Genomic DNA, 26,106 nt, shown 5'->3' with positions numbered 1-26,106 from the left:
GTGGCGCCTTCCACCCCCGTTCGCCATGCCTGGCGCGCCCTGACCGGACTCGTGGCCATCACGGCCATCCTGTTCGGGATCAACGCGCTGGGCGTGTACGTCTTCCAGCAGAGTTCGTGGACTCCCGAGCTCGCACTGGACCTTCAGGGCGGCACGCAGATCGTCCTGGAGGCCCAGGCGGCAGAGGGCGCCGAGCCGTCGGCTGAGCAGATGCAGCAGGCGGTGACGATCATCCGCCAGCGCGTGGATGCGACGGGCGTCGGCGAAGCGGACATCACCACCGAAGGTGGCCGCAACATCGTCGTGCAGATCCCCGGGGAAGCAGACGCCGAGACGCGCGAGCGCATCGAGGCGACCGCGCAGTTGCAGCTCCGAGCCGTGCTGCTCGCGGGCGCGCCGGCCACCACCTTCGTGGGGGAGGACGGCGAAGAGACCCCGTACCCCTCCGCCGACCCCGCCCTGCCGGCCACCCCGACCGTGGCGCCGACCAACGGCAGCGACCAGGCGTGGATCACCCCGGCGCTGCAGTCGCAGTTCCTCGCCTACGACTGCGCGGATCCGGCCAACGACCCGGCCAACGCGCCGGCGGACCAGCCGCTGATCACGTGCGACGCCGAGCAGACGGTCAAGTACATCCTCGGCCCCGTGGAACTGGACGGCACCTCGATCGACGACGCCACGAACGGCGTCGACCCCAACAACGGCCGCTGGGTGGTCAACCTCAACTTCAACGACGAGGGCACGCGCGTCTTCGGCGACATCAGCGAGCGCATGTTCGGCGCGACGCCGCCGCTGGATCAGTTCGCCTTCGTGCTGGACGGCTCGGTGCTCTCCGCGCCGCAGATGAACGGCGTCATCCTCGACGGCAACCCGTCGATCAGCGGGTCCTTCGACCAGGAAACCTCGCAGGTCCTGGCCGACCAGCTGAAGTACGGCGCCCTCCCGCTGAGCTTCGTCGTCGTCAGCTCCGACACCATCTCGGCGACCCTCGGGTCGCAGCAGCTGCAGATCGGTCTCATCGCCGGCCTCATCGGGCTCGCCCTCGTCGCGATCTACTCGCTCGTGGTCTACCGCGCCCTCGGCTCGGTCATCATCGCCTCGCTCGCGGTGATGGCGGTGCTGACCTACGTGACGCTGTGCATCCTGGCGTGGCGGATGGGCTTCCGCCTGTCCCTGGCGGGCGTGGCGGGCCTGATCGTCACCATCGGCTTCACCGCCGACTCGTTCATCGTCTACTTCGAGCGCATCCGCGACGAACTCCGCGACGGCAAGTCGATCACGAGCGCCGTCGAAGACGGGTGGGCGCGCGCCAAGCGCACGATCTACATCTCGAAGTCGATCAACATCCTCGCCGCCGTGGTGCTGTACATCCTCGCCGACGCCACGGTGAAGGGTTTCGCCTTCACCCTCGGGCTGACGACGGCCATCGACATCCTCATCTTCATCCTGTTCACCCACCCGGTGATGCAGCTGCTCGCCCGCACCCGGTTCTTCGGCTCGGGGCACCCGCTCTCCGGCATGGACCCGCAGGCGCTCGGTGCGGTGTACCGCGGCCGCGCGGAGTTCCGTGCGCCGGTCACCACCGACCGAGGACGCTCGGCGCGGTCGCGTGGTGAGGCGCAGCGGCGTCAGACGATCGCCGAGCGCAAGCAGGCCGAACGGGCCGCATCCCAGGGAGCGAGCGGCGATACGCTCACCGCCGTGAAGAAGGGCGACGACTGATGCGCACCATGGGTCAGCTCGGCAACGACCTCTACACCGGCAAGACGTCGTTCCCCTTCGTCGGGCGACGCCGGCTGTGGTTCATCATCGCCGCCATCCTCGTGATCGGCTCGGCGCTGGTGCCCCTCATCCGGCCCGTCCAGCTCTCGATCGAGTTCACGGGCGGTTCGCAGTTCACCGTGTCGGGTCTGACCGCACCCGACCAGACGCTGGCCTCCGAAGCCGTGCAGACCGTGGTCCCCGAGGCGATCTCGCGCGTCACCACGGTCGGTGACTCCGCCGTCCGCGTCCAGACCGATCAGATGAGCGCCGACGAGACCGACCAGGTCTCGGCCGCCCTCGCCGACGTCTACGGCGTGTCGACGTCGGAGGTCACCGCGTCCTTCATCGGTCCGAGCTGGGGCGCCGACGTCACGCGGCAGTCGCTGTGGGGCCTGGCGATCTTCCTCGCGCTGACCTTCCTCATCCTCGCGCTGTACTTCCGCACGTGGAAGATGTCGGTCGCCGCCATCGTCGGACTCGTGGACGTCCTCGTCATCACCGTCGGCGTGTATGCGCTGGCCGGGTTGGAGATCTCCCCGGCCGCGGTCATCGGGTTCCTCACGATCCTGTCGTATTCGCTGTACGACACCACCGTCGTCTTCGACAAGGTTCGCGAGAACACCAGGGACGACGGCGAGATCTCCGGGCGCACCTTCGGGGAGTCGGTCAACCTCGCGGTGAACCAGACGCTCATCCGCTCCATCAACACGACCGTCGTGGCGGTGCTCCCCGTGGGCGCGATCCTGTTCATCGGCGCGATCTGGTTCGACGCGCGCACGCTCAGCGACATCTCGCTGTCGATCTTCGTCGGGACCATCGTCGCGGCATACTCGACGCTGTTCGTCGCCGCCCCGCTGTTCTCCCTCCTCCGCGAGAACGAACCGGCGATCAAGCAGCGCGACGCGCGGGTGCTCCAGGCCCGCGAGCGCGCCGGCGCGCCGGTCTGAGCGCGTCGGCGCGGGCGTAGGATGATCGCGACCAAACGAACAGAGGAGGTGCCCGGATGACGGAAACAGCGCCTCCGGTCGCCCAGACCTCGTCGCTCCGCCGTCTCGTGCCGCGGATCTTCTCCCGCTCCGCCAAGCGCGACGGCGTCGATCAGCTCCTCCGCACGGTACGCACGCACCATCCCAAGGGCGACCTCGGGATCATCGAGCGGGCCTACGCCGTGGCCGACACCCAGCACGCCGGTCAGAAGCGCCAGAGCGGCGAGCCGTACATCACGCACCCGCTCGCGGTGGCGCAGATCCTCGCAGACCTCGGGCTCGGTCCTAAGGCGATCGCGGCGGCGCTCCTGCACGACACCGTCGAAGACACCGGGTACCCGCTCGACGAGCTCGCGGCGGAGTTCGGCGACGAGGTGGCGATGCTCGTTGACGGCGTCACCAAGCTCGACAAGGTCAAATACGGCGAGAGCGCACAGGCCGAGACCGTCCGCAAGATGATCGTCGCCATGTCGCGCGACATCCGTGTTCTCGTCATCAAGCTCGCCGACCGTCTCCACAACGCGCGCACCTGGGGTTTCGTGCCCCCGGAGAAGGCGGCGAAGAAGGCCACCGAGACGCTTGAGATCTACGCGCCGCTCGCGCATCGCCTCGGCATCCAGGCGATCAAGTCGGAGCTGGAGGAGCTCTCGTTCGCGGTGCTGCATCCCAAGCTGTACGCCGAGATCGAGAGCCTCGTCAAGCAGCGCACCCCCCAGCGCGAACAGTACGTGCAGAACGTGATCGCCTCCGTCGACGCCGACCTGCGGGAACTCCGGATCCGCGGCCGCGTGATGGGCCGCCCGAAGCAGCTGTACTCCGTGTACCAGAAGATGGTCGTGCGCGGTCGTGAGTTCGATGACATCTACGACCTCATCGGCATCCGCGTCCTCGTGAGCACGGTCCGCGACTGCTACGCCGTGCTCGGTGCCATCCACGCACGATGGACTCCGCTGCCGGGCCGCTTCAAGGACTACATCGCCACGCCCAAGTTCAACCTCTACCAGTCGCTGCACACCACCGTGATCGGCCCCGGCGGCCGCACCGTGGAGATCCAGATCCGCACGCACGAGATGAACCAGCAGGCCGAGTACGGCGTCGCCGCGCACTGGAAGTACAAGGAACGGATGAACGGCGGCAAGGCCGATGGCAAGTCGGCTGACACCGACATGGCCTGGCTCGCGCATATCTCCGACTGGCAGGCCGAGACGGCGGACCCCGGCGAGTTCCTGGACGCGCTGCGTTTCGAGATCGGCGCCAAAGAGGTCTACGTTTTCACGCCGAAGGGGCGCGTCATCGGACTTCCCGCCGGTGCGACCCCGGTCGACTTCGCCTACGCGGTGCACACCGAGATCGGCCACCGCACCATGGGTGCAAAGGTCAACGGGCGCCTGGTGCCGCTGGAGTCGACCTTGACCAGCGGCGACGTCGTGGAGGTCTTCACCTCGAAGAATCCCGACGCCGGTCCCAGTCAGGACTGGCTGGGTTTCGTCCAGAGCACGCGCGCCCGCAACAAGATCCGCGGGTGGTTCACGAAGGAGCGCCGAGAAGAGGCGATCGAGCAGGGCAAGGAGTCCATCGCGCGGGCGATGCGCCGGCAGAACCTGCCGCTGCAGAAGCTGATGAGCCAGGACTCCTTCACCGAGGTCGCCCATCAGCTGCGCTACGAGGACGTCTCGGCGCTGTACGCGGCCGTCGGCGAGGGGCACGTCTCCACGCAATCGGTGATCGAGAAGGTCACCGCGCTCGTCAGCGCCGCCGAGGACACCTCCACCGGCCCGATCGACCTGCCCCAGGTGGGCCGGAGCCGCGCGCCGCGCGGCGGCGACTCCGGCGTGCTCGTGCGGGGCGCGCCCGACATCCTCGTCAAGCTCGCCAAGTGCTGCACGCCCGTTCCCGGCGACGCCATCATCGGGTTCGTCACACGAGGCAGCGGTGTCTCCGTCCACCGCGCGGACTGCACCAACGTCAAGTCGCTCGAGGCCGACCCCGAGCGGATGATCGAGGTCGAGTGGGCCCCGACGTCCAAGAGCGTCTTCCTCGTGCAGATCCAGGTCGAGGCCCTCGACCGTTCAGGACTGCTCAGCGACGTGACCCGCGTGCTCAGCGAGCACCACGTGAACATCCTCTCCGCGACCGTGCAGACCAACAACGACCGCCTCGCCCTCAGCCGCTTCGTCTTCGAGATGGGCGACACGGTGCACCTGGACCGGGTGCTCAACGCGGTGCGGCGGATCGACGCGGTCTACGACGTCTACCGCGTCACCTCGTCCTGAATCGCCGCGAGCAGCGCCTCCGCACGCCGCCGATGGGGGATGCGGTCGCGCCGGGCGAACCACGACGCCGCCTCGTCGGCGATGCCCGGGTCGCGGTGCACCCATGACCGCAGCGCGGTCTCGTGAGGCGCGCCGGGCGTGCGGGCGAGATCGGCGGCGGTGCGGGCGCGCGTGGTCACCCAGACGCTTCCGGCCTGCAGCAGATCCTCGGGGGCGACGCACGGATCGTGGTAGATCAGGCGCCGGTCGATGATGTGGTGCAGCCGTCGCGGCACGGCCCGCTGCGCACTGTGCCGGAGCGGCGGCTGGTCGATGCCGCCGAGGACCCACGCCGCACTCACGTGCGACGCCGCGAGACAGTCGCCGAGCATCCGCGCCAGGCTCGCGGCGCGCAGCGCGACCGACTCGACGATGTCGGCGGGCACGAAACCCTCGCCGAGGGCGATGAGGTCACCGTCCAGGCACGCCGCCGTGAGCTCGGCCTGAGAGAGCCGGCCGCCGGCGAAGTACACGAAGGGCGAGGTCATCCCCGCAGTCTCACCCACGCGCGTCGGCGCGCACGCCGGGCCCGACGGACTGTGGACAACCGGTTTTGCTTCCGAGCGGGGGAGGGCGGGTCAGCCCCCGACGGCCCGGAGCCACGTGCGCCGCGCCTCGAGGGCGTCGGCGGCCTCCTTGACGGCACGCGCGTCGCCGCGCGACTGCGCATCGGCGAGTTCGGCTTCGAGCTTCTCGATCGCCTCCGTCAGCTGGCGCGTCATGTCGTTGGCGCGGGCCTTGGTCTCGGGGTTGTTGCGCTTCCACTCGGTTTCTTCACGGGTGCGAACGCTCTGCTCGATCTTGCGCAGGTCGTCATCCAGCCCGCGTTCGACGTCACGGGGATGCACACGGCCGATGTCGTCCCAGCGACGCTGCACGTTCGTCAGCAGCGACCGGGCGCGGGTGAGATCACGCTCGTCCACGATCGGCGCCGCTTCGACCAGCAGGGCGCGCTTGGCCTCGATCTTCTCTTTGGAGGCCTCGGTGTCGGCGGCTTCCCGTTCGGCTCGCGCGCCGTACAGGGCGTCGCCGGCGGCCTTGAAGCGGGCCCAGAGGGCATCGTCGAGCTTCTTGCCGGCCCGGCCGGACGCCTTCCACTCGTCGAGCAGGTCGCGGTAGGCGCCGATGCCGTCCTCGCCGCGGGGGGCGAGGGCTTCCGCGCGCTCGACCAGACGGGTCTTGGTGTCGCGCGCGGCCTTGTGCGTCTGGTCGAGGCTCGCGTAGAACTCCCGGCGGTGCCGATCAACCGTCGACCGCGCGTCGCGGAAGCGGCGCCACAGCTGCTGGCCCACCGAGCGCGGCAGGCGAGGGCCGTTCTGCTGGTGGGACTGCCAGCGGTCGAACAGCGCGGTCAACTCGGTGGAGGCCTGCTTCCACTGGACGGTCTCGGGGTCGCGGGCGGCCAGAGCCTCGGCCGCTTCGACGATCGCCGTGCGCTCACGGACGGCCTCCTCGACCGCCTCCTTGGCCGCGGCCGATTCGGCCTCGGTCGCCTCGGCCAGCTTCTCGGTGAGGGCGTCGATGCGGGTTCGAAGGTTCTCGAGGTCGCCGACGGCGGCGGCATCCACGGTGCGCGCGCGCAGGGTCTTGGCGGTCGAGCGGAGGTCGGCTGCCGGAGCACCACCCCGTCGCACGCGTGCCTCGAGGAGCGTCACTTCGCTGGCGAGGTCGGTGAACTTGCGCTGGAAGTAGGCAAGCGCCTCTTCCGGGGTGCCGTCGGGGTATTGCCCCACGACACGCCAGGTCTCGCCCTCGCGGACCGACACCGTGCCGTCGTCATCGACTCGGCCCCACGCCGTCTGCAGATCGCGGCTCGTCTCGGCGGTCTCGGCGTCGGGAGTCCCGGCGGTCTCGCTGTCGGAAGTCTCGGCGGTCTCGGCGTCGGGAGTCCCGGCGGTCTCGCTGTCGGAAGTCTCGGCGCTCTCGATCTCGGCGGTCTCGCTGTCGGAAGCCTCGACGATCTCGGCGGTCTCGATCTCGGCGGTCTCGATCTCGGCGGTCGCGGCGTCGGAAGTCTCGGCGTCAGAAGTATCGGCGTCGGCAGTCACGGAATGCACCTCATCGCGGCTCGGGCCGCCTCGGTTGGGGACGGGGACGAGCCTAGTACCTGACCCGGTCACGGCGCAGGGCACCGACCGAGTCGTTATGGAGCGGGCGGGGGAGTGTCGGTAGGCGCCGGAGTCTCGGCCGGCGCCGGCGGAGTCGCTGGCGCAGGAGACGTCGTCGGGCTGGGACTGGAAGCCGGCGAGGGCTCGGGGGCGCCGGGGCCGGCGGTGAAGTACGCGACCTGTCCTCCGATGGCGGCGAGGATGACGAGCCCGCCGACCACGCCCGCGAGCACATTGTCGCGTCGTCTGCGGCGCGACTGCCCCTCGTGCAGCTCTCGGCGCGCCTGATAGACCCGCGCGCGTTCCCGTGCTTCGCGCGTGTCGCGTCCCTTGCCGCCAGCGGCCACCGCATCCTCCTCGGCCCGGTGATCCCGGGCGCGAAGCATCCTACGCAGCCGCGATGCCAACGGCCAAAAGCGCGACCGCGATGTCGGCGTGCACGGATAGCCTGGGGGAGTGACCTCTCCCGCCGCACTCTTCCGGGGGCAGACCCCCCTCGCGGTGCGGATGCGACCGACCTCTCTGGACGAAGTGGCCGGTCAAGGCCATCTGCTCCGCCCCGGTTCGCCCTTGGTCGCGCTGGCGTCCTCCGACGGGAGCGCGTCCGCGTCGTCGGTGTCGGTCATCCTGTGGGGGCCGCCCGGCACCGGCAAGACGACCCTCGCGCAGGCGATCGCCCGCTCTTCGGGAAGGCGATTCGTCGAGCTGTCCGCCGTGACGGCGGGCGTGAAGGATGTCCGCGAGGTGATGCAGGAAGCCCTGAACCAGCGCGACCTGTACGGACAGTCCACCATCCTGTTCCTCGACGAGATCCACCGCTTCACCAAGGCCCAGCAGGACGCGCTTCTGCCCGGGGTGGAGAACGGATGGATCGTGCTCATCGCCGCGACGACGGAGAACCCCTCGTTCTCCGTGATCTCTCCGCTGCTGTCACGTTCGCTCCTGCTGACCCTCCGGCCGCTCGGCGACGACGACCTCGGACTCCTCATCGACCGGGCCGTCGCCGACCCCCGCGGGCTGGACGGGGCGGTGACGCTCGAGCCCGAGGCCCGCGCCGCGCTCGTGCGGCTGGCCTCCGGCGACGCCCGCCGAGCACTGACGGCCCTCGAGGCGGCCGCATCCGTCGCCGCCGACGATGCCGAGGACGCCGCGCCGCCGGTCGTGAGCGCCGACCACATCGCGCAGGCCGTCGACCGCGCGCTGCTGCGCTATGACCGGCAGGGCGACGAGCACTACGACGTCATCAGCGCATTCATCAAGTCCATCCGCGGTTCCGACGTGGATGCTGCGATCCACTACCTCGCGCGCATGATCGAGGCGGGCGAGGACCCGCGCTTCATCGCCCGGCGGCTGGTCATCTCGGCCGCCGAAGACATCGGGCTCGCCGACCCGCAGGCCCTGCAGATCGCGGTGGCCGCCGCCGACGCCGTCGCCTTCATCGGGATGCCGGAGGGCCGGATCCCGCTGGCCGAGGCGACGGCGTACCTGGCGACGACGGCCAAGTCGAACGCGGCCTACAACGCGATCAACGCGGCGATCGCCGATATCAAATCGGGCGGCTTCGGACGGGTGCCGGTGCACCTGCGCGACGCGCACTACCCCGGCGCGAAGCGACTCGGCCACGGCAAGGGGTATCAGTACCCGCATGACAGCGACATCGGGATCGCGACGCAGCAGTACCTGCCCGACGAGTTGCGGGGGCGGCGCTACTACGAACCGACGAACCACGGACAGGAACGCGATGTGGCGGCGCGCCTGGAGAAGATCCGCCGCATCCTCGACGGGCAGTGACGCCTGCCTGCCCGGAAACGGGCCGCGGGGGGCCTCTGTTAGACTGGATCGGCTCGAAACAGAGTTTTCGGGCATCCCCCTCTTCCTGAACCACCGTGCGGTGCGCCCCGGCGTGCGAACCGGACGGGCGGAAGGGGTTGATACGTCCGTGAGCCGCGAAGTGCGCGGCCACGTATTCGGAAGGAACTCTTCGTGGCAACGAAGTCCCAGGACCGCCGTAAGGTCCGCCTGTCGCGGGCGCTCGGCATCGCGCTGACCCCCAAGGCAGCCAAGTACCTCGAAAAGCGCCCGTACGCTCCGGGTGAGCACGGTCGCACCAAGCGCAAGCAGGACAGCGACTACGCCGTCCGTCTGCGCGAGAAGCAGCGTCTGCGCGAGCAGTACGGCATCCGCGAGAAGCAGCTGCGCATCGCCTTCAACGAGGCCCGCCGCGTCGACGGCCTGACCGGTGAGAACCTGGTCGAGCTGCTGGAGATGCGACTGGATGCCATCGTGGTCCGCTCGGGTCTCGCCCGCACGACCGCTCAGGCGCGCCAGCTCGTGGTGCACCGCCACATCCTCGTCGACGGCCAGCTCGTGGACCGCCCGTCCTTCCGCGTGAAGCCGGGCCAGGTCGTGCACGTCAAGCCCAAGAGCGAGGGCCTCGAGCCCTTCCAGGTCGCCGCCGCCGGTGGGCACGCCGACGTGCTGCCCCCCGTTCCCGGCTACCTCGAAGTCGAGCTCGACAAGCTGCAGGCCCGCCTCGTGCGTCGCCCGAAGCGTGCCGAGGTGCCCGTCACGTGTGACGTGCAGCTCGTCGTCGAGTACTACGCGGCGCGCTAAGCGACGCGGTACAGCACGCACGAAGGGCGTCGGGCTATCCCGGCGCCCTTCGTCGTATGCCGTCTACGATGAAGGGATGCCGCACGCGCGGCCCCGATCCGAGGAAGTGACGATCGTGAAGAACCTGCTCTGGTTTCTGCTCGGCATCACCGGCGGCGTCGTCGCCGCCCACTTCGTGAACCGTGACCCCCGCGGGCACCAGGTGCTCGCGCAGGTCGACGCCCGCATCAGCGAGTTCACCGACCGGATGGGCTCGGCCTACCGCGAGCAGGAGGCCCGCTTCGCCGGTCCGCTGTCCGAGGTCAAGGAAGCGGCCGCAACCGCCGTGAGCACCGCGAGGGATGCCGCCGCCTCTGTGGTCGAGGCCGCCAAGGACGTGGCCACCTCGACCGCGGCCGCGGCCACCGACACCGTCGATGCCGCGACGCAGGACGCGACCGACACCTCGGATGCCCCCGCGGACGACGCATCCGCTCGCCCGACCGCCGCACCGGCCTCCGACATCCCGACGCCCGCCGAGGTCGCCGCAGCTCACCCGGCGCCCGAGGGCGCCCCCACGGCCACACCCCGAACCTCCGACTGACCCCCACCTCCGCCACCCGCCCGGCTCGACCGGGCCGGATGACCGCGCCTCTCGAAAGACCCGATACATGAAGACCGCTGAGATCGCCCAGCGCTACCTCGATTACTTCGAGAAGAACGACCACACCATCGTCCCGTCGGCATCGCTCGTCACCGACGATCCGTCGCTGCTGTTCACCGTCGCCGGGATGGTCCCCTTCATCCCTTACCTGACCGGGGTGGTTCCTGCTCCCTTCCAGCGGGCGGCGGACGTGCAGAAGTGCATCCGTACGAACGACATCGAGGAGGTGGGCCACACGGCCCGCCACGGCACGTTCTTCCAGATGCTCGGCAACTGGTCGTTCGGCGACTACTTCAAGGAAGGCGCCATCTCCTACGCGTGGGAGCTGCTGACCTCGTCGGAGGCCGACGGCGGCCTCGGTTTCGCCGAGCGCGACCTGTGGGTCACGGTCTATCAGGACGACGACGAGGCCGCGGAGCTGTGGCAGAAGGTCGCCGGGCTCCCGGTGGAGCGCATCCAGCGCCTCGGCCGCGAGGACAACTACTGGTCGACCGGTCAGCCCGGCCCCGCAGGCCCATGCTCGGAGATCTACTTCGACCGCGGCCCGGCGTACGGCCGCGACGGTGGACCGGCGGTGGATGACAACCGCTTCACCGAGATCTGGAACCTCGTGTTCATGCAGTACGCGATCAACAACGTGCGCTCCAAGATCGACTTCGACATCATCGGCGATCTGCCGGCGAAGAACATCGACACCGGGATGGGCCTCGAGCGCGTCGCCTTCATCAAGCAGGGCGTCGACAACATGTACGAGACCGACCAGGTGCGACCGGTCCTGGACCGTGCCGTGGAGCTCTCCGGCCGGCGGTACGGTGCCGACCCCGAAGACGACGTGCGCTTCCGCGTCATCGCCGACCACGTCCGCTCCTCGCTCATGCTGCTGTCGGACGGCGTCACCCCCGCCAACGACGGCCGCGGCTACATCCTGCGCCGGCTGATGCGCCGAAGCGTGCGCGCGATGCGTCTGCTGGGCGTGGATGCTCCGAGCTTCCCCGAGCTGTTCGCCGCATCCCGCGACGCGATGAAGGACGCCTATCCGGTGGTGGAGACCGACTGGCAGCGGATCTCGCAGTACGCCGTCGCGGAGGAGGAGACGTTCCTGCGCACCCTCGCGTCGGGGTCCACGATTCTGGACCTCGCCGTCGAAGACACCAAGAAGACCGGCGGGACGACGCTCTCGGGTCCCGAGGCGTTCCTGCTGCACGACACCTACGGGTTCCCGATCGACCTGACACTCGAGATCGCCGAGGAGGCCGGCCTCTCCGTCGACCGCACCGCCTTCGACAACCTCATGCTCGAGCAGCGCAACCGGGCCAAGGCCGACGCGAAGTCGCGCAAGCGCACGATCGCCGACCAGAGCGTCTACAGCGCCTTCCGCGCTCACGGCGAGACCGTCTTCACCGGGTACACCGACCTGGAGACGGAATCCCGCGTGCTCGGGGTGCTCGTGGACGGCGTATCGGTCGACCGCGCCCGCGCGGGGCAGGTCGCCGAGGTCATCCTCGCCGAGACGGCGCTGTACGCCGAGTCCGGCGGCCAGGTGGCCGACAAGGGCGTCATCGTCGGCCCGGGGTACGAGCTGGACGTCCTCGACGTGCAGAAGCCCGTGCCGGGGCTGGTCAGCCACACCGTGCAGGTCGCCACCGGCGAGGTCGCGGTGGGGGAGACGGCCACGACCGTGGTGGATGCCGCGAACCGGCGCGCCGCGCGACAGGCGCACTCGGCCACGCACCTCGTGCACGCGGCCCTCCGCGACACGCTGGGCAAGACCGCCACCCAGGCCGGCTCCCTCAACCGGGCGGGCTACCTCCGCTTCGACTTCTCGTGGGGTCAGTCGCTGTCGCCCGAGACCCGGTCGGAGATCGAGGAGATCGCCAACAACGCCGTGCGCGACAACCTCGAGGTGACCACCCGCGTGCTTCCGCTGGATCAGGCCCGGGAGCTCGGCGCCATGGCGCTGTTCGGCGAGAAGTACGGCAACACCGTGCGGATGGTCGATATCGGCGGCCCGTGGTCGCGCGAGCTGTGCGCCGGAACCCACGTCTCCTCGAGCGCCGAGATCGGGCTCATCAACCTCGTGGGCGAGTCGTCGGTCGGAGCATCCAACCGCCGCGTCGAAGCACTCGTGGGCCTGGATGCGTTCCGCGACCTCGCCGCGGAGCGCGCGATCGTGTCTCAGCTGACCTCCTCGCTGAAGACGCCCCGCGACCAGTTGCCCGCTCGGATCGCGGAACTCACGGCCAACCTCAAGGCCGCCGAGAAGCGCATCGCCCAGTACGAGGCGCGCGCGCTGGCCGACCGCGTCCCGCAGCTGACCGGCACGGCCGCGAGCGCCGGCCGCGTACGCGTGGTGGCGCAGTCGCTCGGCGCGGTCGCGTCCGCCGACGACGTCCGTTCGCTCGCTCTGCAGGTGCGCGACCGAATGGGTGACGGCCCCGCCGTCGTCGCCCTCGGTGCGACGCTCGGCGACCGGGTGACCGTGGTCGTGGCCACCAACGACGCCGCCCGTGCGGTGGGGGCGAAGGCGGGCACGCTCGCCCGGGCGGCCGCGGCCCGCCTCGGCGGCGGCGGCGGCGGTCGCGACGACGTGGCCCAGGGCGGCGGCACGGATGCGGCGGCCCTTCCGGGCGCGCTGGACGCCGTGGTCGCGGAACTGGCATCGACGGGGGAGTGACCGCCATCCGCCGCGGCATCCGGCTCGGAATCGACGTGGGCAAGGCCCGGGTCGGTGTCGCCCGCAGCGATCCGGACGGACTGCTCGCGGTGCCGGTGGAGACGGTTGCGCGATCGGAGAAGACGATCGCGCGGTTGTTGGAGCTCGCCGCCGAGTACGAGGCGGTGGAGTTCGCGGTGGGATTGCCGACGAGTCTGAGCGGTGCCGATACCCTCTCCACCGCCGACGCGCGGGGCTTCGCGGCGGAGCTTGCCGCCGCATCCGCGACGCCCGTGCGCCTCGTGGATGAGCGGCTGAGCACGGTGACCGCGCACGACGTGCTGCGATCTGCCGGGCGTTCCCAGCGTCGGTCTCGTAGCATTGTGGACCAAGTCGCCGCTGTGGTGCTGCTGCAGCAGGCGCTCGACGTCGAGAGGCGCTCCGGCAACCCGGCCGGGGCAGCCGTACCTTCGGGACAGGAGCCCGCCTGATATGCCCGACAACACGTCCGGATTCGACGACCCGTTCGCCGATCTCTACTCGAAGCTTCCCGACCCGCGCCGCCGCGAGTCCGACGCGGGATCGTCCACGCCGACACCCGCGTCCACGCCGACGCCCGCGTCCACGCCGACGTCCCGGCGCGCCGCACGCTCTGTCCGTAGCAGCGATACGCCCGACGGCGCGCCTGCGGCGGTGCACCCGTCCGACCCCGTCGGTGAGCTCCAGCCCGTCGGCGCTCGCGAGCCGGCGCCCGTGGGCGCGTCGGCGCACGCCTCGCGCGCGGCGGAGCCTGCCCGTCGCGCCTCTTCCGGCACGCTGGAAGACCTCTTCACCGGCGCCCGCACCGCCGACGACCTCGGCGCCCCGCCGCCGCGCCCGAACAAGCGCCGCCGCACGGGCGGATGGATCGCCCTCATCGTCGTGCTCGCGCTCATCGGGGGCGTCGTGGGCGGCGGCGTGTGGGCCTGGAACACCTTCGGTGAGCGGATCGAGGGCTTCTTCGCCGGCAGCAGCGCCGACGACTTCGAGGCCGGTCAGGCCCACGGGGAGGCGCAGCTCACGGTCGCGGCCCGAGACACGGGTGTGCCGATCTCACAGAAGCTGTACGACGCCGGCGTCACCAAGACCCCGACGTCCCTCTACGACTACATGGTGGAGAACTCCGTGGCCTTCACGTTCCAGCCGGGCGTGTACCGCCTGCAGCTGGAGATGACGTCCCCGGCCGTGCTCGAAGCGCTCCGTGACCCCGCGAACAAGCTCGAGAACACCGCGCAGCTGCGGGAGGGTCTCACCGTGCAGCAGTCGATCGAGGCGATCTCCGAGCAGATGGGGATGCCGCTGGAAGACCTGGAGGCCGCGGTGGCCGATCCGTCGGCGTACAGCGTCGCCGCCGACTCGCTCGAGGGCTGGCTGTTCCCGGCCACCTACACGTTCGACCCGGGGATGACCGCCACCGACGTCGTCGCACGGATGGTGGATCGCGCGGTCGAGTCGCTGGACGCCGCCGGCGTGCCCGCCGAGGAGCGGCAGCGCGTCCTCACGGTCGCCTCGATCATCCAGCGTGAGGCGAGATCCGAGGAGGACTTCTTCCGGGTCTCCCGCGTCATCCAGAACCGGCTCGACCAGGGCATGCAGCTGCAGATGGATTCCACCGCGCAATACGGCTACGGAGAGCTGCATGAGGGCTCGGCGAGCACATCGGGCGAAGCGCAGTTCGACGACAACCCGTGGAACACCTACGTGGTCGACGGACTCCCGGCGGGGCCGATCGCCAACCCGGGCGACCAGGCCATCGACGCCGCCATGCACCCGGCGGAGGGCCCGTGGCTCTTCTTCGTCACCGTGAACCTGGACACCGGTGAGACGGTCTTCACGACCACTGCCGATGAGCATCAGCAGGCCGTGGACCAGTGGATCGAGTGGTGTCAGGACCACCCCGACTCGGGATGCTGACGGGTACGCGCCTGGCGGTCTGGGGCGACCCGATCCAGCACAGCCGGTCGCCGCGCTTGCACGCGGCGGCGTACCGCGCCCTCGGTCTCGAGTGGGAGTACGGTCGCCGGCGCGTCGGCGAGGACGACTTCGACACCGCCCTCGCGGCGCTCGACAGCACATGGCGGGGGCTGTCGCTCACGATGCCGCTGAAGGCGGCCGCCGCGCGCGCAGCCGCGTCGATGGATCGCCCCGCAGCCCTCACCGGCGCGGTGAACACCCTGCTCCTCGGCGAAGAGACGCGAGGCTTCAACACCGACGTCGGCGGCCTCGTGGGTGCCCTCACCGAGCAGGGCGTGGCGGAGGTGGTCACCGGTCGAGTGCTCGGCGCCGGTGCGACGGCCACGTCGGCGCTCGTCGCCCTGTCGGAGCTGGGCGCGCGTCGGGTGGAGATCGTGGCGCGCCGCCCCGGCGCCGTCGCGCGACTGACCAGCATCGGCGATGACCTCGGCGTGGTCGTGACATCAACCGGCTTCGACGACGGCCGGCTCGCCGACGTCGATGTCACGGTGGCGACCCTTCCGGGTGGGACCGACATCGGGGCGGCGGCCGAGCGGTTCGCCGCCACCGGCGGGATACTCGTCGACGTCGTGTACGGCGACTGGCCCACGCCTCTCGCGAGCGCGTGGGAGGCGGCGGGGCGAACGGCGTGCTCCGGGCTCGGGATGCTGCTCCACCAGGCCCTGCTGCAGGTACGCATCTTCGTCTCCGGCGACCCCCGCACGACCCTCCCGGACGAGCCCGCCGTGCTGGCCGCCATGCGCCAGGCCGTCATGGGAGACTAGGGCAATGCTCCGCGTGCTCACGGCCGGCGAATCGCACGGCCCCGAACTCGTCGCCATCATGGAGGGTCTTCCCGCCGGTGTGCCGATCTCGTCTTCCGCGATCCGCGCCGACCTGGCGCGTCGCAAGCTCGGCTACGGCCGTGGCTCGCGGATGAAGTTCGAGGAGGACGAGCTCACGATCTCCTCGGGCGTGCGGCACGGCCTGAGTCTGGGCAGCCCGATCGCCCTGCGCATCGGCAACACCGAATGGCCCAAGTGGGTCGAGGTCATGAGCGCGGAGCCGGTCGAGCTCACCGAGAAGTCCCGCGGACGTGGTGCGCCGTTGACCCGCCCCCGCCCCGGGCACGCCGATCTCGTCGGCATGCAGAAGTACGACTTCGACGAAGCCCGCCCCGTCCTGGAACGAGCCAGCGCCCGCGAGACCGCAGCCCGGGTGGCGCTCGGCGCCCTGGCACGCGCGTTCCTCTCCGAACTCGGCATCCGCCTGGTCAGCCACACCCTCTCGATCGGTCCGATCCGCGTGCCCGAGGGCGCTCCGCTCCCCGCGCCCGACGACGTGGACGCGCTCGACGCCGATCCGCTCCGCTGCTTCGACGCTCCGACGAGTGCGCGGATGGTCGCCGAGGTCGACGACGCCCGCAAGGACGGCGACACCCTCGGCGGTGTCGTCGAAGTGCTCGCGTACGGCCTGCCCCCGGGTCTCGGGTCGCACGTCCACTGGGACCGCCGACTGGACGGCAAGCTCGCCCAGGCGCTGATGAGCATCCAGGCGATCAAGGGCGTCGAGGTCGGAGACGGCTTCCTCACCACCACGCGACGCGGCTCCCAGGCGCACGATGAGCTCTTCGCCACCCCCGGGGGCATCGCCCGCGCCACCGATCGCGCCGGCGGCACCGAGGGCGGGATGTCCACCGGCACCGTCCTGCGTGTCCGAGCGGGCATGAAGCCGATCGCCACCGTCCCGCATGCACTGCGCACGATCGACGTGGAGACGGGTGAGGCCGCGGCAGCCCACCATCAGCGGTCCGACGTCTGCGCGGTGCCCGCCGCGGGAGTCGTGGCCGAGGCCATGACGGCGGTCGTGCTGGCCGAGGCGGTCCTGGAGAAGTTCGGCGGTGACAGCGTCGGCGAGACGCGTCGCAACCTGCTGTCCTACCTCGATGCCGTCTCCGCGTCGCTGCCGACGACACCCGCCAGCGACGCCACGCTGGCCGCCTCCGATGGCGCACTCTGACACCATCGCCCTCATCGGCCCGATGGGGGCGGGCAAATCCAGCATCGGCCGTCGCGTGGCCGCGCAGCTCGATCTCGGCTTCACCGACACCGACTCGGTCCTCGCGCGTACCCACGCCCCCGTCCCGGCCCTGTTCGCCGAGCACGGGGAGGACGGCTTCCGCGTCCTGGAGCGCGAGGTCGTCCGCGAAAGCCTCGGCTCCGGCGGGGTCGTGTCGCTCGGCGGGGGAGCGGTGCTCCATCCCGACACCCGCGCCGACCTCGCCGCCTGTCGCGTGGTCTACCTCACCGTCGAGCCGGACGTCGTGATCCGCCGCATCCGCGACGGGTCACGCCCGCTGCTCAGCGGCGATGATGCGCTCGGCCGATGGACCGAGATCTTCCAGAGCCGCCGCCCCCTGTACGAGGCGCTGGCCGATGTGACCTTCGACACGTCGCGCGGCCCGCTGCAGGATGTCGTCGACGATGTCGCCCGCTGGGCGCGCGCCTCCACCCCGACCGGATCGAGCCCCGCATGAGCACCACGACCATCCCCGTCACCGGCGCCACGGCGTACGACGTGACCGTCGGCCACGGCCTCGTCGCCTCGCTGGGCGAGGTCCTGCCCGCCGCCGCGCGCAAGGTGCTCATCGTCCACCCGCCGACGCTCGCCGAGCGTGCCGAGCAGCTGCGACAGGTGCTCCTGGCCGATCGCGAGGTGCTCCTGGCGGAGATTCCGGACGCCGAGCAGGGCAAACGCGTGGAGGTGGCGGCATTCTGCTGGCAGATTCTCGGGCAGGCCGATTTCACCCGGACCGACGTGATCGTGGGATTCGGCGGGGGAGCGGTCACCGACCTCGCCGGCTTCGTCGCCGCCACGTGGCTGCGCGGGGTTGCCCTCGTGCAGGTGCCCACGACCGTCCTCGGGATGGTGGATGCCGCCGTCGGCGGGAAGACCGGCATCAACACGGCCGAGGGGAAGAACCTCGTCGGTGCGTTCTGGCCCCCGACGGCCGTGGTGTGCGACCTCGATCTGCTCGACTCCCTGTCACCCAACGAACGGGTCGCCGGATACGCGGAGGTCGTCAAGGCCGGGTTCATCTGGCACCCCGAGATCCTGGATCTCATCGAGGCCGACCCCGTCGCCGTCGTCGACCCGCGCAGCGAGGCCTTCCGGCGCACCCTGGAGCTCGCCATCGATATGAAGGCCCGCGTGGTCGGCGAGGACCTCCGTGAGGCGGGTCTTCGCGAAGTGCTCAACTACGGTCACACGCTGGGACACGCCATCGAGCACGCCGAGCGGTACCGGTGGCGCCACGGCGCCGCGATCTCGGTCGGCATGGTCTTCGCCGCAGAGCTCTCCCGCCTCGCCGGGCGGCTTCCCGATGCGATCGTTCAGCGGCACCGCGACATCCTCGGCGCCCTCGGCTTGCCGATGACCTACCGCGGCGGAGCGTGGCCGCAGCTGCTGGCCACCATGCAGCGCGACAAGAAGAGCCGCGGCGGGATGCTGCGCTTCATCGTCCTGGACGACCTCGCCCGCCCCACGGTGCTGCAGGCACCTGACGAGTCGCTGCTGTTCGCGGCCTATCAGGAGGTCGCCGCCTAGCGCAGCGTCCCAGCGCCGAGAAACGACGATGCGGACGAGAAATGCCGCGCCGCGTCCCGTCTCGTCCGCATCGTCGTTTCTCGGGCCGCTGGTAGTGTGCAGCGGTGACGACCGCCCGCCGCCTGCTCCTGGTCAACGGCCCCAACCTGAACCTGCTCGGCACGCGGGAACCGGAGATCTACGGCACCGCGACCCTCGCCGACGTGGAACAGGTCACCGCCGCCGCCGCCGCCGAGCGTGGCTTCGACGTGCGTGCGGTCCAGAGCAACCACGAGGGCGTTCTCATCGACGCCATCCATGACGCGCGCGAGGACTGCGCCGGGATCGTCATCAACGCCGGCGGCTACACCCACACCTCCGTGGCGCTTCGCGATGCGCTGTCGGGCGTGGCCCTGCCGGTGGCCGAAGTGCACATCTCCGACCTGTCGGCCCGCGAGCCGTTCCGCCAGCACTCCTACATCGCCGATGTCGCCGTCGTCCACGTGAGCGGCGAAGGGGTTCCCGGCTACGCGCGAGCCGTCGCGCTCCTGTGCGACATCATCGCCGGTCAGGCCGAGGGCTGACGCCCCGGCGAGGCACACGCCATCCCGTAGAATGCTGTCGGGCCGTCTTCGGCCCGGCTCCCCGACGAATGGACCTTCTTTTCCCATGGCCTCCACCGCAGACATCAGGAACGGCGTCGTCCTCAGCATCGACGGACAGCTGTGGAACGTCATCGAGTTCCAGCACGTCAAGCCCGGCAAGGGCGGCGCCTTCGTGCGCACCAAGCTCAAGAACGTCGTCACCGGCAAGACGGTGGACCGCACCTACAACGCCGGCGCCAAGATCGAGATCGAAAACGTCGACCGCCGCGACTTCACGTACCTGTACAACGACGGCGAAGCCTTCGTGTTCATGGACGTCGAGGACTACGACCAGCTGACCGTCCCCGCCAGCGTCGTGGGCAACGCCTCCAACTTCCTGCTGGAGAACCAGCAGGTGCAGATCGCGCTCAACAACGGCAACCCGCTCTACGTCGAGCTGCCCGCATCCGTCGTGCTGGAGATCACCTACACCGAGCCCGGCCTCCAGGGAGACCGCTCGTCGGCGGGTACGAAGCCCGCCACCGTCGAAACGGGCTACGAGATCCAGGTGCCGCTGTTCCTGGAGACGGGCACGAAGGTCAAGGTCGACACGCGCACGGGCGACTACCTCGGCCGCGTCAACTGACGTGGCGTCGATTCGATGAGTGCGCGCACGAAGGCGCGCAAGCGCGCCCTGGACATCCTGTTCTCCGCCGATGTGCGCGGCGAAGACCTCCCCACCGTCCTCGCCGCTGAGGCCAAGCGAGCGGCCAACGAGCCGGCGCGCGAGGCCTCATGGCTCTACGCGCGGGAGATCGTCGACGGCGTGATCGACAACTACGACGAGATCGACGAGCAGATCACGACGTTCGCGAAGGACTGGTCCCTCGCACGGATGCCTGCGGTCGACCGCGCACTGCTGCGGATCGGTGCGTGGGAGATCCTCTACAACGACGCCGTCCCCGCGGCCGTAGCCATCGACGAGGCGGTCGAACTGGCCAAGGAGTTCTCCACCGACGACTCCGGCCCGTTCGTGCACGGCTTGCTCGGCCGGATCGCCCGCGCCGGCTGAGGGCGGCGACCGACGTCGGAAGCCTCGGAGAGGATGAGGCGATGTCGTCCTGGCGGAATCTGATCCCGGACCCCGGCGACGCGGAGCGCCCGCCGCTGGCGCTCGGCGTCGAGCTGCGCCAGCGCGACGCGTACGATCCGGCGCGATGGGACCCCCGCGGGATCTCGGCCGTCACCCCGCGCTCCCTCGCCCAGCGGCAGGACGACCTCTCCCTCGCCGTCCGCCCGCTGACGGCCGGCACGCGCGGCGCATGGATCAAGGGCGACGTCTCGTGGGACGTCGTCCGCCGGTTCCCCGACCGCTTCCGCCCCGCACAGGCACGCTGGTTCACGGAACTCCAGGCCCTCGCCTCCTCGCCACGCCTGACGGGCGGCTTCTCGACCGCTCCCGACTGGATCCCGCTCGACCCGGTGACCTCCCCGCACCTGTGGCCGCATCTGAGGATGGCGGCAACGCACGGCATCGCACTGGTCGCGACGCACCCGCAGCAGCAGGTGACCCTCGCCGACGACGCGCAGGTCTCCGTGCTCCTCGCTGCCGCCCCGGACGGGGGCCTGCACCTCCGCGCCCGTGTGAGCCTTCCGGGGGGCGACGTGGATGCGGCCACGGTGCGTCCGCTCGGATCCTCCGGCATCTACTCCTTCACCCTCGACCGCGACCCGATCCCCGTGGTCCTCGCGCCGGGACGCCTTCCCGACCCACTGCCGGCGCTGCTGGGGTCGGCCGGGATCGTGGTGCCGGCAGAGGAGACCGCGGAGTTCCTCCGCGATCTGTACCCGGTACTGGCCCAGCGCACCCCGGTGGCAGCCGAGCCCGGCCTCGTCCTTCCGTCGCTGGAGCGGCCCACGCTCCGGGTCGCCGTCGCGTATCGGCCGGGGCACACGGTCGCCTACGACATGTGGTGGGTCCGTCCCGGGCTGCATCCGGTCCGTTTCCTCCCCGCCGACGACGGTGGCGAGCACGACGACGCCCACGGTGACGTCCACGGTGACGGTGGCGAGCGCGACGCACGCCGGATCGCCGAACTGGTGCGTGCGGAATGGGCGCGCACGACGTCCCTCCCGTTCTCCTCCGCCGCCACGCTGAAAGGCGCCGACGCGGCGGAGTTCTCGGCGCGCGTCCTGCCCGTCCTGGAAGCGGTGGAGGGCGTCCGCGTGGAGGCCACCGGGAACCGCCCGGGGTACCGCGAGCTGGCCGGTGACCCCGCCATCACCGTCACGACGGTGGAGAGCCCCGACCCCGACTGGTTCGACCTGGGGATCATCGTGACCATCGACGGGCGCTCGATCCCGTTCCGCCCGCTGTTCGCGGCGCTGGCCCGGGGGCGCGGCCGGATGATGCTCTCGGACGGCGCCTACTTCTCGCTGCGGCATCCGGCGCTGGACCGGCTCAAGGATCTGCTGGAGGAGGCGGCGGCCCTCGCCGAATGGGAGACCGGTCCTCGCATCGCGCGCACGCAGATCAGCCTGTGGGACGACTTCGAAGACCTCGCCGACCAGGCCGAGCCGGTCCTCGCGTGGCGCCGGCTGGTAGAAGGGCTCCGCGACGCCGGCGCGGTGGATCTCCTCCCGCCGCCCGCCGGCCTCCGCGCGCAGCTCCGGCCCTATCAGCAGGCGGGCTTCAGCTGGCTCGCCTTCCTGTGGCGCCACCGCCTCGGTGGGATCCTCGCCGACGACATGGGACTCGGAAAGACGCTTCAGGCGCTCGCGCTCGTCGCGCACGCCCGCGCCGAGGGCGAACGACGGCCGTTCCTCGTCGTCGCTCCCACCTCCGTGCTCCCGACCTGGGCCGAGGAGGCCGCGCGGTTCATCCCGCACCTGACGGTGCGCACGGTCGGCGCGACACGCGGTCGCACAGGGGCTCGCGTCGCCGACATCGCCGCGGACGCCGACCTCCTCGTCACGTCCTACGCCGTCCTGCGCCTGGATGCGGAGGACTTCGCCGCCCAGGAGTGGGCGGGGGTGCTGCTGGATGAGGCGCAGTTCGTGAAGAACCCGCGGACCAAACTCCATCAGGCCGTCGCCGCGCTGCGCTCGGACGTGCGGGTGGCGATCACCGGCACGCCGTTGGAGAACAGCCTGACCGACCTGTGGGCGCTCCTCTCGCTGACCGCGCCCGGGCTCCTCCCGTCGGCGCGACGGTTCCGCGAGCAGTACGTCCGTCCCATCGAACGCGCACCCGAGGCGGCGAACACCGATCTGGCGGTCGCTTCCGCGACCCGTCACCGCGCCGAGCGTCTCGAACGGCTCCGCCGCCGCATCCGCCCTTTCCTGCTGCGCAGAACCAAGGAGCTCGTCGCCCCCGACCTCCCGCCCCGCCAGGAGCAGGACGTTCACGTCGAGCTCACGCCGGCGCACCGGGCGCTGTACGACGCGGTGCTCCAGCGCGAGCGGCAGAAGGTACTGGGCCTCCTGGACGACCTCGACCGCCACCGCATGGTGGTCTTCCGCTCGCTCACACTCCTCCGCCTGCTCAGCCTCGCCCCGGGCCTCGTATCCGCCGGCGACGCGCACATCGGTTCCGCGAAGCTCGATGCGCTGCTGGACCGGCTCGCCGAGGTCGTCGCCGAGGGTCACCGTGCCCTCGTGTTCAGCCAGTTCACCTCGTTCCTCGCTCTCGCGGCGGCGCGCCTGGATGCTGCGGGCATCGCCTACGCGTCTCTGGACGGGTCGACCACCCGCAGGGGAGAGGTGGTGGACGCCTTCCGCACGGGGGACGCACCGGTGTTCCTCATCAGCCTCAAGGCGGGCGGCTTCGGACTCACCCTCACCGAGGCCGACTACGTCTTCGTGCTGGATCCTTGGTGGAACCCGGCGGCGGAGGCCCAGGCGGTGGATCGCACGCACCGGATCGGCCAGACCCGGAGCGTCTTCGTCTACCGGCTCCTCTCGGCGGGGACGATCGAGGAGAAGGTCGGCGCGCTGCAGCGGCGGAAGTCGGAGCTGTTCCGCTCGGTGCTGGACGAGTCCGACGCGCTCGCTCAGCCCCTCGACGCCGACGACATCCGCGGCCTCCTCGAACCCTGATCGGTTTCCCCGGCCCGCCCACCGGACGTCCAGGCACGCCCCGCGTAGACTCGATGGGTTCGAGAGGAGATGGGAGCGACATGCGGATCACGGGCCTGGGCCACGCGGGGATGTTCATCGAGACGGCCGGCGGCAGCATCCTCTGCGACCCCGTTCTCGGGCCGAGCTTCTTCGGCTCCTGGTTCCCCTTCCCGGACAATCGCGGGCTCGACTGGGAACGCTTCGGAAAAGCCGACTTCCTCTACATCTCGCACCGTCATCGCGACCACTTCGACCCGGCGCTGCTGGAGAGGTACGTCTCGAAGGACATCCGCGTGCTGCTGCCGGACTATCCGACGGACGACCTCGAGCGAGACCTCCGCGCGCTCGGCTACGACAACATCATCTACACGCACACCGGCGAGGTGTTGCAGTACGGTGAACTGAAGCTCATGGTCACCCCGCTGCGTGCCCCCAGCGACGGCCCCATCGGCGACTCCTCGCTCAGCGTCGACGACGGCACCGCCAGCATCCTGAACCAGAACGACTCGCACCCGCTCGATCTGGAGAAGCTGCTGAGCTTCAGCAAACCGGACGCGTACTTCACGCAGGTATCCGGTGCGATCTGGTGGCCGATGGTCTACGACCTGCCGCTGGAGGCGAAGCAGAACTTCGCGCAGCTCAAGCGCGACGCGCAGAACAAGCGGGCCATGTACTACATCGAGAAGGTCGACGCCGAGCACGTCTTCCCCATGGCCGGGCCGCCGATGTTCCTGCGCGAGGAGCTCTTCCGCTACAACGGGGTCGGCCAGGAGAACGATTCGATCTTCACCGACCAGCGCCAGTTCCTCGAGCACATGGCCCAGCAGCGCCCCGGGCAGAAGGGCTACCTGTTCCTTCCCGGCACGCAGGTCGACGTTCAGGGCAGCGCCGTCGAGGTGACGCAGACGCTCTTCAGCGACGCGGAGATCGACCGGATCTTCGGCGACAAGTGGGCCTACCTCGCCGAGCAGAGCGACACGCGCCAGGACGAGATCCGCGCCGAGGAGGCCTCCCGCGCCGAGGTGCTGCCGCCGGCGCAGATGCTCGCGGCCATCAAGGAGTGGTGGGAGCCGCTCCTGCGCCGCGCCCGCACCATCCGCAACGGTGTGGGGGGAGCGGTGCGCTTCCGCATCGGCGACCTCGACATGGTCGTCGACTTCCCCAAGGCCAAGGTGCGGGAGTACGCGGGGGAGGAGTGCATCTACTGGTACACGATCCCCGCCGACCTCGTCTCGACCAACATCCGCGACCACGAGATCGACTGGTCGAACTCGATCTTCCTGTCCATGCAGTTCGAAGTGGGCCGCAGCGGCAAGTTCAACGAGTTCCTCACCACGTTCCTGAAGTGCCTGTCGCGCGACCGCATCGAGTACGTGGAGAACTGGTACTCCGAGCAGTCCGACCAGACCGAAGACATCCAGCTCGACGAGTGGGTCGTGCAGCGCCGCTGCCCGCACCTGCGCGCCGACCTTTCCAAGACCGGCAAGATCGAGGACGGCGTGCTCACGTGCAGCCTCCACGACTGGAAGTGGGACCTGACCTCGGGCAAGTGCCTGACGACCCAGGGCCACCCCATCCGCTCGTCCCAGGCCGAGCCGGCCGCCGCGGCCCCCGCCGCCTGACCCGCCCGCCCCCCGCGTCCGCGTCCCCCCGCGTCCGCGTCCGGGTCCCCGCGGATCCGCGTCCCCCCGCGTCCGGGTCCCCGCGGATCCGCGCCCCCCGCGTCCGCGCCCGGGTCCCCGCGGATCCGCGTCCCCCCGCGTCCGCATCCGCGAGACTGCACGCAGCCGACGAGACCGCGACATAAAGCCGCGGTCTCGTCGCGGGGCTGCAGTCTCGCGGGGGTGGGGCGGCCGCCGCAGCCCCCGCCGCGCCCGCCGGGCCCGTGTCCCCATCCGCGAGAATGCAACGCCGCGGCGAGGATCCCGCACTACGCCGGATTCTCGCCGCGCGCATGGATTCTCGCGGTCCGGGCCGCCGCGGCCCCGCCCGGTCCCCGCGGATCCGCGTCCCCCCGTCCGCATCCGCGTCCGCGAGACTGCACGCAGCCGACGAGACCGCGACATAAAGCCGCGGTCTCGTCGCGGGGCTGCAGTCTCGCGGCGGTGGGGCGGCGGGCGCGGGCTGGGCGCGGGTCGGGCGCGCGGGCGCGGTAGGGTGGGGGAGAAGAGCAACCTTTAACACCGTCCTGTGAGGCGGAGAAGGGAGCGGCATGAGCATGCGCACCGTGCTGCACGAGGCAGACATCGCCCGAGCATTGACTCGGATCTCCCACGAGATCCTCGAGTCCAACCGCGGGCCGGAGGGCCTCGTGATCCTGGGGATCCCGACGCGCGGCGTTCCGCTGGCCCAGCGCATCGCGTCCCTGGTCAGCGACTTCAGCGGCGTGCAGGTGCCGGTCGGGGCCCTGGACGTCACGATGTACCGCGACGACCTGCACCGCAACCCCACCCGCGCCCCGCACCCCACGCAGATCCCGCCCGGCGGCATCGACGGCAAGACCGTCGTGCTCGTGGACGACGTGCTGTTCTCCGGTCGCAGCATCCGCGCCGCCCTCGACGCCCTGCAAGACATCGGCCGCCCCGCCGCCGTGCGCCTGGCCGCGCTCGTTGACCGCGGCCACCGCGAGCTTCCGATCCGGCCCGACTTCGTGGGCAAGAACCTGCCGAGCTCCCGCGAGGAGCGCGTCTTCGTGCGCCTGGCCGAGACCGACGGCGCCGAGTCCGTCACCATCGAAGGGAACTGAG

General features: G+C 70.6%; 21 protein-coding genes. 19 read left to right on the top strand and 2 right to left on the bottom strand.

Going from position 1 to position 26,106, the window contains the following annotated elements:
• The 3 genes from secD to AC2DFQ_RS03125 are packed head-to-tail and all read left to right on the top strand — an operon-like array spanning position 1 to position 5,023.
• A complete protein-coding gene (gene secD, locus AC2DFQ_RS03135) occupies positions 1-1,722 on the top strand; it encodes a protein translocase subunit SecD (RefSeq protein ID WP_484532908.1) in 1,722 nt (573 codons plus the stop codon).
• Entirely contained in the window at positions 1,722-2,711 is a 990-nt protein-coding gene (gene secF, locus AC2DFQ_RS03130) for a protein translocase subunit SecF (protein ID WP_484532907.1), read from the top strand. The genes secD and secF overlap by 1 nt, the downstream gene beginning before the upstream one ends.
• A 56-nt stretch (positions 2,712-2,767) precedes the next feature.
• A complete protein-coding gene (locus tag AC2DFQ_RS03125) occupies positions 2,768-5,023 on the top strand; it encodes a RelA/SpoT family protein (protein ID WP_484532906.1) in 2,256 nt (751 codons plus the stop codon).
• On the opposite strand, the gene AC2DFQ_RS03120 is transcribed toward AC2DFQ_RS03125, so the two are convergent.
• Positions 5,002-5,550, bottom strand: a complete 549-nt coding sequence (locus AC2DFQ_RS03120) for a hypothetical protein (protein WP_484509294.1) — start codon at positions 5,548-5,550, stop codon at positions 5,002-5,004. The two genes, AC2DFQ_RS03125 and AC2DFQ_RS03120, sit on opposite strands and share 22 nt — an antisense overlap.
• A gap of 90 nt (positions 5,551-5,640) precedes the next feature.
• On the bottom strand, positions 5,641-7,110 hold the full coding sequence (locus tag AC2DFQ_RS03115; protein WP_484532905.1) for a DUF349 domain-containing protein: 1,470 nt from the start codon (positions 7,108-7,110) through the stop codon (positions 5,641-5,643).
• A 567-nt stretch (positions 7,111-7,677) separates the two neighbouring features.
• On the opposite strand from AC2DFQ_RS03115, the gene AC2DFQ_RS03110 reads away from it, so the two are divergent.
• The 16 genes from AC2DFQ_RS03110 (at position 7,678) to pyrR (ending at position 26,105) form a co-directional block, all read left to right on the top strand.
• Positions 7,678-8,961 (top strand): replication-associated recombination protein A, encoded by a 1,284-nt coding sequence (locus tag AC2DFQ_RS03110; RefSeq protein ID WP_484533129.1) that lies wholly within the window; start codon positions 7,678-7,680, stop codon positions 8,959-8,961.
• A gap of 192 nt (positions 8,962-9,153) precedes the next feature.
• Complete coding sequence (rpsD, locus tag AC2DFQ_RS03105) at positions 9,154-9,783, top strand: 30S ribosomal protein S4 (protein WP_484509296.1); 630 nt, start codon at positions 9,154-9,156, stop codon at positions 9,781-9,783.
• Positions 9,784-9,859: 76 nt separating this feature from the next.
• Entirely contained in the window at positions 9,860-10,366 is a 507-nt protein-coding gene (locus tag AC2DFQ_RS03100; RefSeq protein ID WP_484509297.1) for a hypothetical protein, read from the top strand.
• A gap of 67 nt (positions 10,367-10,433) precedes the next feature.
• Positions 10,434-13,100, top strand: a complete 2,667-nt coding sequence (gene alaS / locus AC2DFQ_RS03095) for an alanine--tRNA ligase (RefSeq protein WP_484532904.1) — start codon at positions 10,434-10,436, stop codon at positions 13,098-13,100.
• Positions 13,097-13,570, top strand: coding sequence for a Holliday junction resolvase RuvX (gene ruvX / locus AC2DFQ_RS03090; RefSeq protein WP_484509299.1), 474 nt, complete (start codon positions 13,097-13,099; stop codon positions 13,568-13,570). Before alaS ends, ruvX begins: the two co-directional genes overlap by 4 nt.
• Position 13,571: 1 nt before the next feature.
• Positions 13,572-15,032, top strand: coding sequence for an endolytic transglycosylase MltG (gene mltG / locus AC2DFQ_RS03085; RefSeq protein WP_484532903.1), 1,461 nt, complete (start codon positions 13,572-13,574; stop codon positions 15,030-15,032).
• The gene (locus AC2DFQ_RS03080) at positions 15,002-15,856 is read left to right on the top strand and encodes a shikimate dehydrogenase family protein (protein ID WP_484532902.1); all 855 of its coding nucleotides are present in this window, start codon (positions 15,002-15,004) and stop codon (positions 15,854-15,856) included. The genes mltG and AC2DFQ_RS03080 overlap by 31 nt, the downstream gene beginning before the upstream one ends.
• Before the next feature lie 4 nt (positions 15,857-15,860).
• Positions 15,861-17,090 (top strand): chorismate synthase, encoded by a 1,230-nt coding sequence (gene aroC / locus AC2DFQ_RS03075; RefSeq protein WP_484532901.1) that lies wholly within the window; start codon positions 15,861-15,863, stop codon positions 17,088-17,090.
• Entirely contained in the window at positions 17,077-17,607 is a 531-nt protein-coding gene (locus AC2DFQ_RS03070) for a shikimate kinase (protein WP_484532900.1), read from the top strand. The genes aroC and AC2DFQ_RS03070 overlap by 14 nt, the downstream gene beginning before the upstream one ends.
• Positions 17,604-18,677, top strand: a complete 1,074-nt coding sequence (gene aroB, locus AC2DFQ_RS03065) for a 3-dehydroquinate synthase (RefSeq protein ID WP_484509304.1) — start codon at positions 17,604-17,606, stop codon at positions 18,675-18,677. The genes AC2DFQ_RS03070 and aroB overlap by 4 nt, the downstream gene beginning before the upstream one ends.
• 104 nt (positions 18,678-18,781) lie before the next feature.
• Positions 18,782-19,240, top strand: coding sequence for a type II 3-dehydroquinate dehydratase (gene aroQ, locus AC2DFQ_RS03060; protein WP_484532899.1), 459 nt, complete (start codon positions 18,782-18,784; stop codon positions 19,238-19,240).
• An 85-nt stretch (positions 19,241-19,325) separates the two neighbouring features.
• The gene (gene efp, locus AC2DFQ_RS03055; RefSeq protein ID WP_484509306.1) at positions 19,326-19,886 is read left to right on the top strand and encodes an elongation factor P; all 561 of its coding nucleotides are present in this window, start codon (positions 19,326-19,328) and stop codon (positions 19,884-19,886) included.
• Positions 19,887-19,901: 15 nt separating this feature from the next.
• Positions 19,902-20,312 carry a transcription antitermination factor NusB gene (nusB, locus tag AC2DFQ_RS03050; protein ID WP_484532898.1) on the top strand — a complete coding sequence of 137 codons (411 nt, stop codon included), beginning with the start codon at positions 19,902-19,904 and terminating at the stop codon, positions 20,310-20,312.
• 41 nt (positions 20,313-20,353) lie between these two features.
• Complete coding sequence (locus AC2DFQ_RS03045) at positions 20,354-23,338, top strand: DEAD/DEAH box helicase (protein ID WP_484532897.1); 2,985 nt, start codon at positions 20,354-20,356, stop codon at positions 23,336-23,338.
• An 80-nt stretch (positions 23,339-23,418) separates the two neighbouring features.
• The gene (locus tag AC2DFQ_RS03040; protein ID WP_484532896.1) at positions 23,419-24,981 is read left to right on the top strand and encodes a Rieske 2Fe-2S domain-containing protein; all 1,563 of its coding nucleotides are present in this window, start codon (positions 23,419-23,421) and stop codon (positions 24,979-24,981) included.
• A 590-nt stretch (positions 24,982-25,571) separates the two neighbouring features.
• Positions 25,572-26,105, top strand: coding sequence for a bifunctional pyr operon transcriptional regulator/uracil phosphoribosyltransferase PyrR (gene pyrR, locus AC2DFQ_RS03035; protein WP_484509310.1), 534 nt, complete (start codon positions 25,572-25,574; stop codon positions 26,103-26,105).
• Position 26,106: the final 1 nt, after the last annotated feature.

The sequence above is a fragment of the Microbacterium sp. Z11_20 genome (assembly GCF_057197605.1).
The sequence above is the reverse complement of the archived record's forward strand: the minus strand, read 5'-3'. Positions and strand labels throughout refer to the sequence as shown.

What these genes read in the sequence shown, in the direction of transcription:
- alaS (WP_484532904.1), top strand. Translation starts at nt 10,434, where the DNA reads ATGAAGACCGCTGAGATCGCCCAGCGCTACCTCGATTACTTCGAGAAG.
- AC2DFQ_RS03120 (WP_484509294.1), bottom strand. Translation starts at nt 5,550, where the DNA reads ATGACCTCGCCCTTCGTGTACTTCGCCGGCGGCCGGCTCTCTCAGGCC.
- AC2DFQ_RS03110 (WP_484533129.1), top strand. Translation starts at nt 7,678, where the DNA reads ATGCGACCGACCTCTCTGGACGAAGTGGCCGGTCAAGGCCATCTGCTC.
- pyrR (WP_484509310.1), top strand. Translation starts at nt 25,572, where the DNA reads ATGAGCATGCGCACCGTGCTGCACGAGGCAGACATCGCCCGAGCATTG.
- aroB (WP_484509304.1), top strand. Translation starts at nt 17,604, where the DNA reads ATGAGCACCACGACCATCCCCGTCACCGGCGCCACGGCGTACGACGTG.
- AC2DFQ_RS03070 (WP_484532900.1), top strand. Translation starts at nt 17,077, where the DNA reads ATGGCGCACTCTGACACCATCGCCCTCATCGGCCCGATGGGGGCGGGC.
- aroC (WP_484532901.1), top strand. Translation starts at nt 15,861, where the DNA reads ATGCTCCGCGTGCTCACGGCCGGCGAATCGCACGGCCCCGAACTCGTC.
- AC2DFQ_RS03045 (WP_484532897.1), top strand. Translation starts at nt 20,354, where the DNA reads ATGTCGTCCTGGCGGAATCTGATCCCGGACCCCGGCGACGCGGAGCGC.
- nusB (WP_484532898.1), top strand. Translation starts at nt 19,902, where the DNA reads ATGAGTGCGCGCACGAAGGCGCGCAAGCGCGCCCTGGACATCCTGTTC.
- mltG (WP_484532903.1), top strand. Translation starts at nt 13,572, where the DNA reads ATGCCCGACAACACGTCCGGATTCGACGACCCGTTCGCCGATCTCTAC.
- AC2DFQ_RS03100 (WP_484509297.1), top strand. Translation starts at nt 9,860, where the DNA reads ATGCCGCACGCGCGGCCCCGATCCGAGGAAGTGACGATCGTGAAGAAC.
- AC2DFQ_RS03040 (WP_484532896.1), top strand. Translation starts at nt 23,419, where the DNA reads ATGCGGATCACGGGCCTGGGCCACGCGGGGATGTTCATCGAGACGGCC.
- efp (WP_484509306.1), top strand. Translation starts at nt 19,326, where the DNA reads ATGGCCTCCACCGCAGACATCAGGAACGGCGTCGTCCTCAGCATCGAC.
- secF (WP_484532907.1), top strand. Translation starts at nt 1,722, where the DNA reads ATGCGCACCATGGGTCAGCTCGGCAACGACCTCTACACCGGCAAGACG.
- AC2DFQ_RS03125 (WP_484532906.1), top strand. Translation starts at nt 2,768, where the DNA reads ATGACGGAAACAGCGCCTCCGGTCGCCCAGACCTCGTCGCTCCGCCGT.